This window comes from Micromonospora sp. NPDC002575 (genome assembly GCF_042889525.1).
In the GTDB taxonomy this organism is placed as follows: Bacteria; Actinomycetota; Actinomycetes; order Mycobacteriales; family Micromonosporaceae; genus Micromonospora; species Micromonospora carbonacea.
The window spans coordinates 211,343-227,728 of sequence record NZ_JBIARA010000007.1 but is presented as its reverse complement, the minus strand read 5'-3'; the positions used below and the strand labels follow the sequence as shown (position 1 = coordinate 227,728).

At 73.4% G+C, this 16,386-nt stretch carries 11 protein-coding genes and 1 pseudogene; 10 read left to right on the top strand and 2 right to left on the bottom strand.

The window, feature by feature from the left end:
- Window positions 1–92 precede the first annotated feature (92 nt).
- From ahcY to hpf, 9 genes are all read left to right on the top strand, one after another.
- Window positions 93–1,592, top strand: a complete 1,500-nt coding sequence (ahcY, locus tag ACFYWL_RS13855) for an adenosylhomocysteinase (RefSeq protein WP_386971814.1) — start codon at window positions 93–95, stop codon at window positions 1,590–1,592.
- Between the two features lie 243 nt (window positions 1,593–1,835).
- The gene (gene efeU / locus ACFYWL_RS13850) at window positions 1,836–2,729 is read left to right on the top strand and encodes an iron uptake transporter permease EfeU (RefSeq protein WP_386971811.1); all 894 of its coding nucleotides are present in this window, start codon (window positions 1,836–1,838) and stop codon (window positions 2,727–2,729) included.
- 21 nt (window positions 2,730–2,750) lie between these two features.
- Window positions 2,751–3,881, top strand: a complete 1,131-nt coding sequence (efeO, locus tag ACFYWL_RS13845; protein ID WP_386971809.1) for an iron uptake system protein EfeO — start codon at window positions 2,751–2,753, stop codon at window positions 3,879–3,881.
- 46 nt (window positions 3,882–3,927) lie between these two features.
- A complete protein-coding gene (efeB, locus tag ACFYWL_RS13840) occupies window positions 3,928–5,205 on the top strand; it encodes an iron uptake transporter deferrochelatase/peroxidase subunit (protein WP_386971806.1) in 1,278 nt (425 codons plus the stop codon).
- An 86-nt stretch (window positions 5,206–5,291) separates the two neighbouring features.
- Window positions 5,292–5,981 (top strand): MtrAB system response regulator MtrA, encoded by a 690-nt coding sequence (mtrA, locus tag ACFYWL_RS13835; protein ID WP_043962066.1) that lies wholly within the window; start codon window positions 5,292–5,294, stop codon window positions 5,979–5,981.
- Between the two features lie 91 nt (window positions 5,982–6,072).
- Window positions 6,073–7,749, top strand: a complete 1,677-nt coding sequence (gene mtrB, locus ACFYWL_RS13830) for an MtrAB system histidine kinase MtrB (RefSeq protein ID WP_386972020.1) — start codon at window positions 6,073–6,075, stop codon at window positions 7,747–7,749.
- Window positions 7,746–9,560 (top strand): LpqB family beta-propeller domain-containing protein, encoded by a 1,815-nt coding sequence (locus ACFYWL_RS13825; RefSeq protein ID WP_386971802.1) that lies wholly within the window; start codon window positions 7,746–7,748, stop codon window positions 9,558–9,560. The genes mtrB and ACFYWL_RS13825 overlap by 4 nt, the downstream gene beginning before the upstream one ends.
- Window positions 9,560–10,264, top strand: a complete 705-nt coding sequence (locus tag ACFYWL_RS13820; protein WP_386971800.1) for a ComF family protein — start codon at window positions 9,560–9,562, stop codon at window positions 10,262–10,264. The genes ACFYWL_RS13825 and ACFYWL_RS13820 overlap by 1 nt, the downstream gene beginning before the upstream one ends.
- A gap of 252 nt (window positions 10,265–10,516) precedes the next feature.
- Complete coding sequence (hpf, locus tag ACFYWL_RS13815) at window positions 10,517–11,146, top strand: ribosome hibernation-promoting factor, HPF/YfiA family (RefSeq protein WP_386971797.1); 630 nt, start codon at window positions 10,517–10,519, stop codon at window positions 11,144–11,146.
- 31 nt (window positions 11,147–11,177) lie between these two features.
- Here hpf and ACFYWL_RS13810 read toward each other — a convergent pair whose 3' ends face one another.
- Window positions 11,178–12,296, bottom strand: a complete 1,119-nt coding sequence (locus ACFYWL_RS13810) for a GNAT family N-acetyltransferase (RefSeq protein ID WP_386972017.1) — start codon at window positions 12,294–12,296, stop codon at window positions 11,178–11,180.
- Window positions 12,297–12,298: 2 nt separating this feature from the next.
- Window positions 12,299–13,501, bottom strand: a complete 1,203-nt coding sequence (locus ACFYWL_RS13805) for a GNAT family N-acetyltransferase (RefSeq protein WP_386971795.1) — start codon at window positions 13,499–13,501, stop codon at window positions 12,299–12,301.
- 162 nt (window positions 13,502–13,663) lie between these two features.
- On the opposite strand from ACFYWL_RS13805, the pseudogene secA reads away from it, so the two are divergent.
- Window positions 13,664–16,334 (top strand): annotated as a pseudogene (gene secA, locus ACFYWL_RS13800) (preprotein translocase subunit SecA); the annotation flags it as partial.
- Window positions 16,335–16,386 lie beyond the last annotated feature (52 nt).

Sequence of the window (16,386 nt, the reverse complement as noted above, 5' to 3'; positions counted from 1 at the left end):
GTCCGCTCGCGACCGACCGCCCCGTGCGCTGTCCGTCTCCGCGCGTAAGGTGGAGGGTCGCGCAGCACTTCGTTCGTTCGACAGGAGCTTCCATGACCAGCACCCTCCCGGCGGTCCCCAGCGGCACGCCGTCCGAGGCCCGGCCGAGCACCCTCGCCGAGGGCGACTACAAGGTGGCGGATCTGTCGCTTGCCGAGTTCGGGCGCAAGGAGATCCAGCTCGCCGAGCACGAGATGCCGGGCCTGATGGCGATCCGCCGCGAGTTCGCGCAGGCGCAGCCCCTCGCCGGGGCGCGGATCACCGGCTCCCTGCACATGACGATCCAGACCGCCGTGCTGATCGAGACCCTGGTCGCGCTCGGCGCGCAGGTCCGCTGGGCGTCGTGCAACATCTTCTCCACCCAGGACCACGCCGCCGCCGCGATCGTCGTCGGCCCGGACGGCACGCCCGACGCGCCGGCCGGCGTCCCGGTCTACGCCTGGAAGGGCGAGAGCCTCCAGGAATACTGGTGGTGCACCGAGCGGGTGCTCGACTGGCCCGACGGCCAGGGCCCCAACATGATCCTCGACGACGGCGGCGACGCCACCCTGCTCGTCCACAAGGGCGTCGAGTTCGAGAAGGCCGGCGCCGTGCCGCCGGTCGAGTCGGCGGACTCCGAGGAGTACGCGGTCATCCTGGAGGTGCTGCACCGGTCGCTCGGCGAGGACAACCAGCGCTGGACCCGGATCGCCGCCGGCATCAAGGGCGTGACCGAGGAGACGACCACCGGCGTGCACCGGCTCTACGAGATGCACCGCGCCGGCACGCTGCTCTTCCCGGCCATCAACGTCAACGACTCGGTGACCAAGAGCAAGTTCGACAACAAGTACGGCTGCCGCCACTCGCTGATCGACGGCATCAACCGGGCCACCGACGTGCTGATCGGCGGCAAGATGGCCGTCGTGCTCGGCTACGGTGACGTGGGCAAGGGCTGCGCCGAGTCGCTGCGCGGCCAGGGCGCGCGGGTCGTGGTGACCGAGGTCGACCCGATCTGCGCCCTCCAGGCGGCGATGGACGGCTACCAGGTCTCCACCCTGGACGACGTGGTCGAGCAGGCCGACATCTTCATCACCGCCACCGGCTGCTTCGACGTCATCACCAACGAGCACATGGCCCGGATGAAGCACCAGGCGATCGTCGGCAACATCGGTCACTTCGACAACGAGATCGACATGGCCGGCCTGGCCAAGCGCTCCGACGTCGAGCGGATCAACATCAAGCCGCAGGTCGACCTCTGGAAGTTCGCCGACGGGCACGCGATCATCGTGCTCTCCGAGGGCCGCCTGCTGAACCTCGGCAACGCCACCGGCCACCCGAGCTTCGTGATGTCGAACTCGTTCGCCAACCAGACGATCGCCCAGATCGAGCTGTTCACCAAGACCGACGAATACCCGACCGGCGTCTACGTGCTGCCGAAGCACCTCGACGAGAAGGTCGCCCGGCTGCACCTGGCCGCGCTCGGCGCGAAGCTGAGCACGCTGACCAAGGAGCAGGCCGCCTACCTGGGCGTCTCCCCGGAGGGCCCGTTCAAGCCGGAGCACTACCGTTACTGAGCCAGCACGACAGGGACCGGGTCGGCCGCGCGGCGGCGGGCCCGGTCCCTTCGCGTACGGGCGACTCCGCGGCGGGCGGCGCGGCGGCGGGCGCGCGGCGGCCCCGCGGCGCGCCGTGGCCGGGCGGGTGACGTGGCCGGGCGGGTGACGTGGCGAAGAACAACTTGACGGGGCCGGGCCGGCGGGAGGAAGGTATGGCTGCCCTAAGTTAACCGAGGCAACCTGATCGATCACGGAGCACCGATGTTCGCCACCTACCTGATCGGCCTGCGCGAGGGCCTGGAAGCGACACTCGTGGTCAGCATCCTGGTCGCCTTCCTCGTGAAGTCGCAGCGCCGGGACCGGCTGCCGCAGGTGTGGGGCGGCGTCGGGCTCGCGGTGGCGCTGTCGGTGCTCTTCGGCTGGCTGATCGAGTACACGTCGACCTCGCTGCTGGCCCGCTCGGAGGACCGGGAGCTGTTCGAGGCGGTCACCTCCGTGGCGGCCGTCGTCTTCGTCACCTGGATGATCTTCTGGATGCGCCGGGCGGCCCGCACGATCGCCGGCGAGCTGCGCGGCCGGCTCACCGAGGCGCTCGCGGTCGGCTCCCTGGCGGTCGCCGGGATGGCCTTCCTCGCGGTGATCCGCGAGGGGCTGGAGACCGCCCTCATCTTCTACTCGGCCGCCCAGGGCGCGGCCGGCGACAGCGGGCCGCTGCTGGCCCTGCTCGCCGGCATCGCCAGCGCCGTGGCGATCGGCGTGGGCCTCTACTTCAGCGCCCTGCGGATCAACCTGTCGGCGTTCTTCACCTGGACCGGCGCGCTGCTGATCCTGGTCGCCGCCGGCATTCTCAAGTACGGCGTGCACGACTTCCAGGAGGCCGGGGTCCTGCCGGGCCTCAACGACCTGGCCTTCGACATCAGCGCGACGCTCGACCCGAGCACCTGGTACGCCGCCCTGCTCGCCGGGATGTTCAACGTCACCCCCGCCCCGAGCGTGCTGGAGACGGTCGCCTGGGCCGCGTACGCGGTGCCGGTGCTGGCGCTCTTCCTGCGCCGCCCCGCGTCCCCGGCCGGCGCGACCGCGCCCGCCCCGTCGGCGGCTGCCGCCGGCGTCACCGAGCCCACCGGAACGGCGTCCGCCTCGCCGCGCGCCTGACCATCCCGAGGAGAAGCCCCGATGCGTACCACCCGCTTCCTGGCGCTCGCCGCCGCCGGCGCGCTCGCCACCACCGGCCTCGCCGCCTGCGGCGGGGAGGAGAAGGACGCCACGGCCGACGGCGGCCCGATCGCCGTCAAGGCGAGCGACACCGCCTGCGAGGTCGGCCGGACGGAGCTGGCCGCCGGCCAGACCGTCTTCGAGGTGACGAACTCCGGCGCCAAGGTGACCGAGTTCTACGTCTACGCCGCCGGGGACCGGGTGATGGGCGAGGTCGAGAACATCGCCCCCGGGCTCAAGCGCGAGCTGCGCGTGGAGCTGCCCGCCGGGACGTACGAGACGGCCTGCAAGCCCGGGATGAGCGGCAAGGGGATCCGGGGGGCGCTGAAGGTCAGCGGCGCCGCCGCGACCGTCGCCCCCGACGCCGCGCTGGCCGAGGCCACCGCGAGCTACCAGCGGTACGTCACCAGCCAGACCGCCGCGCTGCTGACGAAGACCGAGGAGTTCGTCACCGCCGTCAAGGCCGGCGACGTGGCGAAGGCCAAGGCGCTGTACCCGGTGGCCCGCACCTACTGGGAGCGGATCGAGCCGGTCGCGGAGAGCTTCGGCGACCTCGACCCGAAGATCGACGGCCGCGAGGAGGTCGTCGAGGAGGGCATGGAGTTCACCGGCTTCCACCGGATCGAGAAGGACCTCTGGACCACCGGCGACATCAGCGCCGACGGCCCGATCGCCGATCGGCTGCTCGCCGACGTCAAGGAGATCGTCACCCGGGCCAACGCCGAGAAGCTCACCCCGCTCCAGCTCGCCAACGGCGCGAAGGCGCTGCTCGACGAGGTCGCCAGCGGCAAGATCACCGGCGAGGAGGAGCGGTACTCGCACACCGACCTGTGGGACTTCAACGCCAACCTGGAGGGCTCGAAGGCCGCCGTCGCGGCGCTGCGCCCGGCCCTGGAGCAGCGCGCCCCCGAGCTGGTCACCCAGCTCGACGCCGAGTTCGCCAACGTGGAGGCGGCGCTCGGCAAGCACCGCGACGGCGACGGCTGGAAGCTGCACACCGCGCTGAGCAAGGCCGAGCTGAAGGAGCTGTCCGACAGCATCAACGCGCTGGCCGAGCCGATCAGCAAGGTCGCCGCGGTCGTCGCCCGCTGACGCACGGCCCCGGCGGACGCGCCGACGAGCAGGAGAGGGTGGTCGCATGAGCGCGAAGTTGTCCCGGCGGCGGGCGATCACGCTCGCCGGCGCGGGGGTCGCCGGGGTGGCGGGCGTCGCCGCCGGGGCAGGCGCGCTGGTCCGGGGCGGGGCGCAGCACGCCCCGGCCGGCCAGGGCGCGGCGTCCGGCGCGGTGCCCTTCCACGGCGAGCACCAGGCCGGCATCACCACCCCGGCCCAGGACCGGCTGCACTTCGTCGCCTTCGACGTGGTCACCAGGGACCGGGCCCGCCTGGTCGAGCTGCTCGGCGAGTGGACGGCCGCCGCGGCCCGGATGACCGCCGGGAAGGACGCCGGGGTGATCGGCGCGGTCGGCGGCGTGCCGGAGGCCCCGCCGGACGACACCGGCGAGGCGCTCGGGCTCCCCCCGTCCCAGCTCACCCTCACCGTCGGCTTCGGGCCGACGCTGTTCCGCGACGCACAGGGGCGGGACCGGTTCGGCCTCGCCGACCGCCGGCCCGCCGCGCTGGTCGACCTGCCGCACTTCGCCGGGGACGCGCTGCGGCCGGAGATCTCCAACGGCGACCTCTGCGTGCAGGCGTGCGCCAACGACCCCCAGGTGGCGGTGCACGCCATCCGCAACCTGGCCCGCATCGGCATGGGCGTGGTCAGCGTCCGCTGGTCGCAGCTCGGGTTCGGGCGCACCTCGTCGACCTCGACGGGGCAGGCGACCCCGCGCAACCTGTTCGGCTTCAAGGACGGCACGGCCAACCTCAAGGCCGAGGACGGCGGGCTGCTGCGCGAGCACCTGTGGGTGCAGCCCGGCGACGGCCCGGACTGGATGACCGGCGGGTCGTACCTGGTCACCCGGAAGATCCGGATGCTCGTCGAGACCTGGGACCGCAGCTCGCTGGTCGAGCAGGAGCAGATCGTCGGCCGGGCCAAGGGCAGCGGCGCGCCGCTGGGCAGGGGCGACGAGTTCGACGAGCCCGACTTCGCCGCGAAGGGCGACGACGGCCAGCCGGTGATCGCCGAGACGTCGCACGTGCGGCTGGCCCACCCCGACGCCAACGACGGGGCGCGGCTGCTGCGCCGGGGCTACAACTTCGTGGACGGCTCCGACGGGCTGGGCCGGCTCGACGCCGGGCTGTTCTTCATCGCCTACCAGCGGGACCCGCGCAAGCAGTTCGTGCCCATCCAGACCCGGCTGGCCCGCAACGACGCGATGAACGAGTATCTGCGGCACGTCTCCAGCGGCATCTTCGCCTGCCCGCCCGGCGTGCGCGACGGCGGCGACCACTGGGGGCGGGCCCTGTTCGGCTGATGAGGTGGCCCGCCGTCGACCCGCCGGAGGCGCCCCGGGACGGTGCCGGTCCCACCGACCGGAACGGGGATGGAAGTATAGATCCCATGAGAGCCCGGGTACTGGTGGTCGACGACGACCCCGCGCTCGCCGAGATGCTCGGCATCGTCCTGCGCAGCGAGGGCTTCCTGCCCTCGTTCGTCGCCGACGGGGAACGGGCGCTGGCCGCGTTCCGGGAGAACCGGCCCGACATCGTCCTGCTCGACCTGATGCTGCCCGGCATGAGCGGCATCGACGTGGCCCGGGCGATCCGGGGCGAGTCGGGCGTGCCGATCGTGATGCTGACGGCCAAGAGCGACACGGTGGACGTGGTGCTCGGCCTGGAGTCCGGCGCGGACGACTACGTGGTCAAGCCGTTCAAGCCCAAGGAGCTGGTGGCCCGGATGCGGGCCCGGCTGCGCCGGGGCGAGGACGTGGCCCCCGAGCTGCTGACCATCGGCCCGCCCGGCAACCAGATCAGCATCGACGTGCCCGCGCACACGGTGAGCCGCAACGGCGAGGAGGTGAAGCTGACGCCGCTGGAGTTCGACCTGCTGGTCGCGCTCGCCCGCAAGCCGCGTCAGGTCTTCACCCGCGAGGTGCTGCTGGAGCAGGTCTGGGGCTACCGGCACGCCGCCGACACCCGGCTGGTCAACGTGCACGTGCAGCGGCTGCGGGCCAAGATCGAGCCGGATCCGGAGCGGCCGGAAATCATCCTGACGGTGCGGGGCGTGGGCTACAAGGCGGGCACGGGATAGCCTTGGTCGCACTGTGACCACCTCCCCGCCTCCCGGTCCCGCACCCGCAGTCATCCGCCGGCCACCCGCCGCGCGGGAGCTGTGGCGCGCGCTGTCCGGTCGGGCGGCCCGGCTGCTGGCGGGCGTGCACCAGACGTGGCGTCGCTCGCTCCAGCTCCGCGTGGTCACCATCACACTGGTCACCTCCAGCCTGCTCGTGGGCGGGTTCGCCTACCTCATCGCCGACAAGATCACCAACATCCTGCTGGAGAACGCCGAGACCGACGTCCGGCTTCGGCTGAGCAGCGGCAGCGACTACGCGGCCAAGCAGTTCAGCCTGTTCAGCCAGGCGCAGGAGGCCCAGCTCCAGGACACCATCGACGGCACCGTCAACTACCTGGCCGGCGGCGACCCGCAGCAGACCAGCGGGGTGGTGGTGGCGATCACCGCCGACAACTACACCGGGATCATCGAGCCGCGCTTCTCGCCCGACGTCGACGTCCGGCCGCTGATCAGCCGGGAGCTGCGGGCCACCGTCGCCGACGGCAACATCGCCAGCCAGATCCGCACCGGCCGGCTCACCGGCGACACCACGAAATACCTGGTGTACGGGTCCCCGGTGCCGACCCGGTTCGGCCAGGTGGAGCTCTACTACCTCGTCCCGCTGACCCGGCAGGACGCCACGGCGACCGACGCCCGGGCCACCGTCGTGGCCACCGGGGCGGCCCTGGTGCTGCTGCTCGGCCTGCTCGCCGCCCTGGTGACCCGGCTGGTGGTGACGCCCGTGCGGGTGGCCGCCCGCACCGCCCAGCGGCTCTCCGCCGGCCTGCTCGACCAGCGGATGGTGGTCAACGGCGAGGACGACCTGGCGCTGCTGGCCGCCTCGTTCAACCAGATGGCGACCAACCTGCAACGGCAGATCCTCCGGCTGGAGGAGATGTCCCGGTTGCAGCGCCGGTTCACCTCCGACGTCTCGCACGAGCTGCGCACCCCGCTGACCACCGTCCGGATGGCCGCCGACCTGATCTTCGCCGAGCGGGACGAGTTCGAGCCGGCCGTGGCCCGCAGCGCCGAGCTGCTCCAGGCCGAGCTGGACCGCTTCGAGGAGCTGCTCACCGACCTGCTGGAGATCAGCCGGTTCGACGCCGGGTTCGCCATGCTGGACGCCGAGCCGACCGACCTGGTCCCGGTCGTGCACCGGGTCGCCGACCGGCTGGCCGGGCTGGCCGAGCGGGTCGGCGTCACCATCGACCTCGACGTGCCGGACGCCCCGGTGATCGCCGAGGTCGACCCCCGCCGCGTCGAGCGGGTGCTGCGCAACCTGGTCGGCAACGCCGTCGAGCACGGCGAGGGCAAGCCCGTCCGGATCACCCTCGGCCAGGATCGGGCGGCCGTCGCGGTCACCGTCCGCGACCACGGGGTCGGGCTCAAGCCGGGCGAGGAGAAGCTGGTCTTCAACCGGTTCTGGCGGGCCGACCCGTCGCGGGCCCGGCAGACCGGCGGCACCGGGCTCGGCCTGTCCATCAGCCTGGAGGACGCCCGGCTGCACGGCGGCTGGCTGGAGGCGTGGGGCGCGCCCGGCCAGGGCGCCCAGTTCCGGCTCACCCTGCCGGCCCGGGCCGGCGACCGGCTGACCACGTCGCCGCTGCGGCTGGTGCCCGCCGACGCGACCCTGCCCTTCGGCGGCCCCCGGGCCGGCGGGCTGCTCGCCATCGGCCCCGGCCCCGGCGGCGCCCTGGCCATCGGGCCGGCGGCCGGGGCCGATGGCCGGGCGGAGGTGGGGTCGTGAGCCGCCGCCGGCTCGCCGGGCTGCTCGCCGTGGTGCTCCTGCTCACCGGCGCGGCCGGCTGCGGCATCCCCGAGCGGTCCGAGGTCAGGGTGGACGGGCAGGTTACCGCCGCCAAGTCCGGCTCGTCGAGCTTCCGCCGGGACGAGCCGCCGAACCGCCTCGCCAGCGGCACCGACCGCGCGGCCTTCGTCACCAACTTCCTCTCCGCCGCGGCCGGCGAGGCGGACCGCGCCTACTACCGGGTCAAGCAGTTCGTCGCCCCCGAGGGGCGCAGCCGGATCCAGGAGAAGCAGCCCAGCGAGGTGGCCCTCACGGTGGTGCGGCTGCGCGAGACGCCGGTGATCACCGACAGCACCGACGGCACCCGGGTCACGCTGCGGGTGCAGCAGATCGGCCTGCTGCGCGCCGACGGCACCCTCATGCCGCCGGTGGCCACCGAGACCGAATACCGCTTCGAGCTGCGCGCCGCCGCCCAGGAGGACAAGCCGGACACCGGCTGGTACGTCGCCGACCCGCCGCCGAACGTGCTGCTGCTCAGCGACCAGGCGCTGCGCCAGTACTACCAGACCCACGTCGTCTACTTCTGGAACACCGGCCGCACCCAACTGGTGCCCGACCAGCGCTACCTGCCGCTGGCCGTGCCCGACGAGCGACGGGTCACCGAGGTGGTCAAGTGGCTGACCGCCGGCCCGTCGGAGTGGCTGGGGCCGGGGACGAGCCGGCTGCCCGACGGCACCCGGCTGATCAACAACGCGACCGGGGCCGACGGGCGGTGGGAGGTCAACCTCGACATGCCGGTCGACGCGGACGACCGGCGGGTGGAGGAGTTCGTCGACCAGCTCGCCTGGTCGCTGCCGGAGCTGGACGGCCAGCTCGAACTGCGGATCCACAACCAGACCCGGGTGACCGTGCCCGACCTCGGCCAGCGCCGACGGGACCGGCCGGCGTACCCGCTCGACGGCAACCCGCAGCGGTTCTGCGTCTACGACGGCGCGGTGCACCCGCTCGACTTCGGCGGCGGCGAGCCGGTCGACGCCGTCCCGGTCACCGAGGCGGTCAACAAGGGCGTCGTCTCGGCCGGGTTCAGCCGCTCCCACGACGAGATCCGCGCCGCGCTGGTGACCGCCGGGGCGGACAAGCGGCAGCGGCTGGTGGTCGGCGTCGGCGCGGCGCCGGTGTCGATCGTGCAGCGCGGCGCCCGCACGTTCGCCGCGATGGGCCAGCCGGTGTGGCTGCGCTCGCCGGCCCCCGACCGGCCGCAGGGCCTGGTGGTGGCCGACGGCGCGCTCTACCGCTTCGACTCCGGCGCCCAGCTGCGGGCCGTCCCGCTGACCGCCGAGGGCCGGGTGACGGCGGTGGCCACGTCGCTGGACGGGCACCGCATCGCGGTCGTCGTCGGCGGCGCGCTCTACGTCGCGGCGGTCAACCTCAACGGCGGCGTGGTCTCCGTGGGCCCGGCCCGCCGGCTGGCCACCTCGCTGACCGACCTCTCCGCGGTCGACTGGGCGGGGGAGAACACCCTGCACCTGGCGGGCTCGGCCGGGCGGCCGGCGATCTACGACATCAGCGTGGACGGCGCCCTGGAGACGCCGCTGCGCCGGGACGTCGGCGCGCGGGTCAGCCACCTGTCGTCGTACCCGCTGAACGCGGTGGCGCCGTTCCCCAACGGCAACCTGATGTACGAGGCGAACGGGGTGGCCTACCGCAACAGCCCGTTCGACACGATCAAGCGGGACGAGGTGCGGGACGTGACCCCGCCGCCGGCCGGGGCGCAGGCCGGCAACCCGACCGCCCCGTTCTTCCTCTACTGATGGGCCTCTGGGCGGACCTGACCGACCTGGTGCTGCCCGTGGAGTGCGCCGGTTGCCGGGAGCGGCGGGCGGCCCGGCACGGGTTCTGCCCCGGCTGCGTGGCGACCCTGGCGGCGCTGCGCCCCCGGCCGGTACGCCCCACCCCCGCCCCGCCGGGGCTGCCCCCGTGCGTGGCCCTCGGCCCGTACGGCGGGGCGCTGCGGGAGGCGCTGCTGGCGTACAAGGAGCGGGGCCGGCACGGGCTGGCCCGGCCGTTGGGCGGGCTGCTCGCCGAGGTGGTGGCCGGCGCGGTCGGCGCGGCGCGGCCGGTGCTGCTGGTCCCGGTGCCGGACACCGCGGCGGCGGCCCGCGCCCGCTACGGCGACCACCTCGGCCGGCTGGCCCGGCACGCGGCGGCCCGGCTGACCGGGGCCGGGTGGCCCGCGCGGGTGGTCCGGCCGCTGCGGGCGCTGCCCCGGCCGGACTCGGCCACCCTGGACAGCGCGGGCCGGGCCCGCGCGGCGGAGTCGGCGTTCCGGGCGCGGCCGGGCGTGGCCGCGCCCCGGGCCCGCGTCGGGTCGCCGCCACCGGCGGTCGTGCTGCTCGACGACATCGTCACCACCGGCGTCACCCTGGCCGCCGCCTCCCGGGTGCTCACCGCGACCGGGCTGTCGCCAACGGTGGCCGCCGTTCTCGCCGCCACCGAGAAACGCCGCCTCTCGTGACCGAGCGTGTTCCTTATTCACCCGACCGTGTGTGAGCTGTGAAAATTCTGAAGCTTTGCGTGGTGGGGGGTGACTGCCGGGCGAACACGGGTTAGCGTTTTCGTGTCGGGGGTAGGAAGGCATTCCCACCCGCCCCCGGCGGTGAGAGGAGGCGCAGCCGCACTGACCCGGTCGACGCCGAGCGTGGGGTCTCCCAGAAGGCGAGCCGGCCGGGATTTCCGGATCGAAGACCGTCCGAACAAGGGAGGTCACGTGGACATCGTGGTCAAGGGCCGCAACGTCGAGGTCCCGGATCATTACCGGGTGCACGTAGCCGAGAAGCTCGCAAAGATCGAACGTTACGATCACAAGCTTATTCGCGTCGATGTGGAGTTGTTCCACGAGCGCAATCCGCGCCAGTCCGACCATTGCCAGCGGGTCGAGATAACGTGCGTTTCCCGTGGTCCGGTGATTCGGGCCGAGGCCTGCACCGACGATTTCTACAGCGCGCTCGACGCCGCGATCGCCAAGCTGGACAACCGGCTGCGTCGCGCGGCCGACCGCCGCCGGGTCCACCGGGGGCGGCACGCGCCGATCTCCGTGGCGGCGGCCACGGCCGACCTGCCGGTCGCCGGCCTCGGCGCGCCCGTCGCGGCCCTCGACGGCGTCGGCACGGCCACGGCCGTCGCCGAGCGGTTCGAGGAGGAACCCGACGACCAGCCCTGGCACATCGCCCGGGCCAAGGTCCACCCCGCCGAGCCGATGACGGTCGACGACGCGCTGTTCCAGATGGAACTGGTCGGGCACGACTTCTACCTGTTCCACGACAAGGAGTCCGGCCGCCCCAGCGTCGTCTACCGGCGACACGCCTACGACTACGGCATCATCTCCCTCGACACCTGACCCGACCACGCCCCGCTGACCCGGCCACGGGTCAGCGGGGCTCGTCGGTGGCGAGCCGGGCGTACAGGACCGAGTCGACGCGGGTGCCGCCGGGGCCGGGCAGCCGGCCGCGCAGGAGGCCCTCCCGGGTGAAGCCGGCCCGCTCCAGGACCCGCTGCGAGGCCGCGTTCTCCGGCCGGGTGCCCGCCCAGACCCGGGCCAGCCCCACCCCGTCGAACGCCCACCCGGTGACCAGGCGCACCGCCCGGGTGGCCAGGCCCCGGCCCCGTCCGGCCGGCAGCAGGCTGAAGCCGACCATCGCCTGACCCGTCGCCTGCTCGTCGTGGTAGAGCATGCACCCGCCGGCCAACTCGCCGGTGCCCGCGTCCACGATGGCCAGGTCGGCCGCCTCCCCGGCCAGCCAGCGGGTGCCGGCCAGCCGGCAGCGCCGCTCGACGTCGGCGGGCGTCGGCGCGCGCGGAGGCACCCGGTTCGCGACGACCTCGGGCAGGCTGTGCAGCCCGAACAACGCCCCCGCGTCGTCCGGCCCGACCGGGCGCACGGTCACCACGCCGTCGGTGAGCCGCCCGCCGGGCAGGTCGGGCAGGAGGCGGGGCACCGGGCCGGGCGGGTCGTCGGCCAGGCGTACCCAGCAGACCAGGTCCTGCCGGCCGCCGCCGCGCGCCAGGTTCGCCGCCCGGCGTACCCCCTCGTGCCGGAACCCGGCGGCGAGCGCGACCCGCTGGCTGGCCGTGTTCTCCGGGTGGGTGAGCAGTTCCAGGCGGGCCGTGCCGTGGGCGAAGGCCGTCGCCGCGAGCGCCCGGGCCGCGGCCGTGGCCACGCCGCGCCCCCGCGCCCACGGCGCGACCCAGTAGCCCAGCTCGGCCTGCCCCCGCACCGGCACCGGGTTGCCCAGGCCCGCGCCGCCGAGCAGCCGGTCGGTGGCCGGGTCCGCGATCGCGTACGAGGCCCCGCCGGCGGCCCGGGCCGCCGGGGCGCCCTCGGCCACCCACCACCGGGCGTCGGCCTCCGTGTACGGGCTGGGCATGCCCGAGATGAACCGCTGGGTGAGCGGGTCGGCGCAGGCCGCCGCGACGTCCGGCACGTCCGCGAGGCGGTACGGCCGCAGCCGCACCCCGTCGGCCTCCACGGTGTCGGGCACGCTGCCCATGCTCACCGGGTCATCTCCGGCGGCGCGGTCGCGGTCGCGGACAGGTCCCCGGGCAGCAGCGACGCGACCCAGGCGTCGGCCCGGGCGCCGGCGCGGGTGGGCAGGAAGCTCCGGGCGGTGCCCTCCATGGTGAAGCCCGCCTTCTCGGCGACCCGTCGGGAGGCGGTGTTGCCGACGAGCGCGCGCCACTCGATGCGGGCCAGTCCGAGGGTGGTGAAGCCCCAGGCGGCCAGGGCGGCGGTGGCGGCCGGCAGGTACCCCCGGCCCCGGGCGTGCGGCGCGGTCATGAAGCCGACCATGGCCTGCACCGGATCGGCGGCGGCGATCCGCAGGTCGACCGAGGCGACGTACCGGTCGTCGTCGGCGGCGACGGTGAAGTACGCGCCGGTGCCGCGCGCCCAGGCCGCGTCGGCGACGTCGCGCCTGAACCCCTCGGCGTCCGCCCGCTCGTACGGGGCCGGCACCGTGGTCCACTCGACCGTGTGCGGGTCCCGGCAGGTCTCGGTGATGGCGTCGAGGTCGTCCTCCTCGATTGGCCGCAGCCGCAGCTCCCGCCCCGCGCCGGTGGCGAACAGGGTGGGCTGGGGCCGGCCGAAGACGGCGGCCCGGCGGGCGTCGAGGGAGTCCGGCCCCGCAGGACCGGCGCTGCCCGGCGCGGGCAGGTCCCCGGGGAGCAGGGAGCCGACCCATGCCTCCGGCCGCCCGCCGGGCGACGGGTGGGCCAGCCGCAGCTCGCCCTCGACCCGGAAGCCGGCGCGCAGCGCGGCCAGCCGGGAGGCGTGGTTGCCGATCTCGGCCTGCCAGACCAGCCGGCGCAGCCCCAGCGCGTCGAAGGCCCAGCGGGCGACGGCCCGGGTGGCCCGGGTGGCGACGCCCCGGCCCCGGGCCCACGGCGCGACCCAGTAGCCGACCTCGCCGGTGTCCGTCGTCCGGTCCAGCGCGACCAGCCCGCACGAGGCGAGCAGCTCGCCGGTGGCGGCGTCGCAGACGGCGAACGGCGCGCGGGTCCCGGCCCGCCAGTCCCCGGCGCTGATCTCGCCGACGAAGGCGCGGGCGTGTTCCGGCAGGTACGGGCGCGGTACGGTGGTCCAGCGCTGGATGTCCGGATCCTGGCAGGCCCGGTGCACGGCGTCCGCATCGGCCGCCCGCCAGGGTCGCAGCAGCAGGCCGTCCTCGGTGAGCTCCACGGGTTCCACCCGAGCCATCGTGCCGGATCTTTCGCGCTGGGCGTAACCGGATATCCCGCCGTCCGGCCGGCGGTCGGCGTGTTATGTCGGTTTCTCGCCGATCAGACCGCCGCCACCAGTGACCATCGGGCCGACGAAGCGCCTACGATGGGTCGAGACTGTCTAGGGGAGCGTTGATCCGTGTCGATTCTGGAAAAGGTCCTTCGCGCGGGCGAGGGCCGCATGGTGCGCCGGCTGAAGGCCATCGCCGCCGCCGTCAACTCGATCGAGGACGACTACGTCAACCTCACCGACGACGAGCTGCGGGGTCTCACGGACCAGTACCGGGAGCGGCTCGCCGACGGTGAGACCCTCGACGACCTGCTGCCGGAGGCGTTCGCCACGGTGCGCGAGGCAGCCGCCCGGGTGCTCGGCCAGCGGCCGTACGACGTGCAGGTGATGGGCGGCGCGGCGCTGCACTTCGGCAACATCGCCGAGATGAAGACCGGCGAGGGCAAGACCCTGACCTCGGTCATGGCGGTCTACCTCAACGCGCTGTCCGGCAAGGGCGTGCACGTGGTCACGGTCAACGACTACCTGGCCCAGCGCGACGCCGCCTGGATGGGCCGGGTGCACGAGTTCCTGGGCCTGACCGTCGGCGTGGTGCTGCCCAACCGGCCGGCGAGCGAGCACCGCGCCGCGTACGAGTGCGACATCACCTACGGCACCAACAACGAGTTCGGCTTCGACTACCTGCGCGACAACATGGCCTGGTCGAGGGACGAGCTGGTCCAGCGCGGCCACAACTTCGCCGTGGTCGACGAGGTCGACTCGATCCTGATCGACGAGGCCCGCACGCCGCTGATCATCTCCGGCCCGGCCGAGCACTCGGCCCGCTGGTACGGCGAGTTCGCCAGCGTGGTGGCCCGCCTCCAGCCCGGCAAGGACGGCGAGGGCGACTACGAGGTCGACTACGCCAAGCGCACCATCGCGGTGACCGAGCGCGGCGTGGCCAAGGTGGAGGACCGCCTCGGCATCGACAACCTCTACGAGTCGGTGAACACCCCCCTCGTGGGCTACCTCAACAACGCGATCAAGGCCAAGGAGCTCTACAAGCGCGACAAGGACTACATCGTCAGCGACGGCGAGGTCCTGATCGTCGACGAGTTCACCGGCCGCATCCTGCACGGCCGCCGCTACAACGAGGGCATGCACCAGGCGATCGAGGCCAAGGAGGGGGTGGAGATCAAGCAGGAGAACCAGACCCTGGCCACCATCACCCTCCAGAACTACTTCCGCCTCTACGAGAAGCTCTCCGGCATGACCGGCACGGCCCAGACCGAGGCGGGCGAGTTCAACAAGGTCTACAAGGTCGGCGTGGTGACCATCCCGACCCACCGGCCGATGGTCCGGCAGGACCGGGCCGACGTCATCTACAAGACGGAGAAGGCCAAGTTCAACGCCGTCGTCGAGGACATCGCCGAGCGGCACCAGGCCGGCCAGCCGGTGCTGGTGGGCACCGTCTCGGTGGAAAACTCGGAGATCATCTCGCAGTTGCTGCGCCGCCGGGGCATCCCGCACTCCGTGCTGAACGCCAAGTTCCACGCCCGCGAGGCCGAGATCGTCGCCCAGGCCGGGCGCAAGGGCGCGGTCACGGTGGCCACCAACATGGCCGGCCGGGGCACCGACATCCTGCTCGGCGGCAACGCCGAGTTCCTCGCCGCCAACGAGCTGCGCCAGCGTGGCCTCGACCCGGCGGAGAACGAGGAGGAGTACGCCAAGGCGCTGGAGGAGGTCCTGCCCAAGTGGAAGCAGGCCTGCGACGCCGAGGCGGAGGAGGTCGCCGCCGCCGGCGGGCTCTACGTGCTGGGCACGGAGCGGCACGAGTCCCGGCGCATCGACAACCAGCTTCGCGGCCGGGCCGGCCGGCAGGGTGACCCGGGCGAGTCCCGCTTCTACCTGTCGTTGCAGGACGAGCTGATGAAGCGCTTCCGGGCCGGCGCGGTCGAGGCGGTGATGGACCGCTTCAACATCCCGGAGGACGTGCCCATCGAGTCGAAGATGGTCACCCGCCAGATCAAGAGCGCGCAGGCCCAGATCGAGGGCCAGAACGCCGAGATCCGCAAGAACGTCCTGAAGTACGACGAGGTGCTCAACAAGCAGCGCCAGGTCATCTACGCCGAGCGCCTGCGGGTGCTCAACGGCGAGGACCTCTCCGACCAGGTCCGCAACATGATCGACGACGTCGTCGGCGCGTACGTCGTCGGCGCCACCAGCGACGGGTACGCCGAGGACTGGGACCTCGACCAGCTCTGGGCCAGCCTCAAGCAGCTCTACCCGGTGGGCGTGACCCTGGACGAGCTGGAGGAGGAGGTCGGCTCCCGGGCCGGCCTGGACCAGGACTTCCTGCTCGCCCGCCTCAAGGACGACGCGCACGCCGCGTACGACCGGCGCGAGGAGCAACTCGGCGTCGAGGGCACCCGTGAGCTGGAGCGGATGGTGCTGCTCCAGGTCATCGACCGCAAGTGGCGCGAGCACCTCTACGAGATGGACTACCTCCAGGAGGGCATCAGCCTGCGGGCGTACGCCCAGCGCGACCCGGTGGTGGAATACCAGCGCGAGGGCTTCGACATGTTCGCCACCATGATGGACGGCATCAAGGAGGAGACGGTCGGCTTCCTCTACAACCTGGAGGTGCAGGTCCAGGAGGCCGAGCCCGAGGCCGAGGAGGTGCAGCTGCTGGAGAAGCCGGTGGAGATCAAGGCCAAGGGCCTGGGCCGCGCTCCCCAGCAGCAGGGCCTGCAATACTCCGCGCCGACCATCGACGGCGAGGCGGGCGGCGGCGCGGTCGCCGTGGAGCGGCCCGAGGAGCAGGCCCCGCCGGTGCGCAAGCCCCGGGCGGAGCGGGCCCGGCCGGTCCCCCC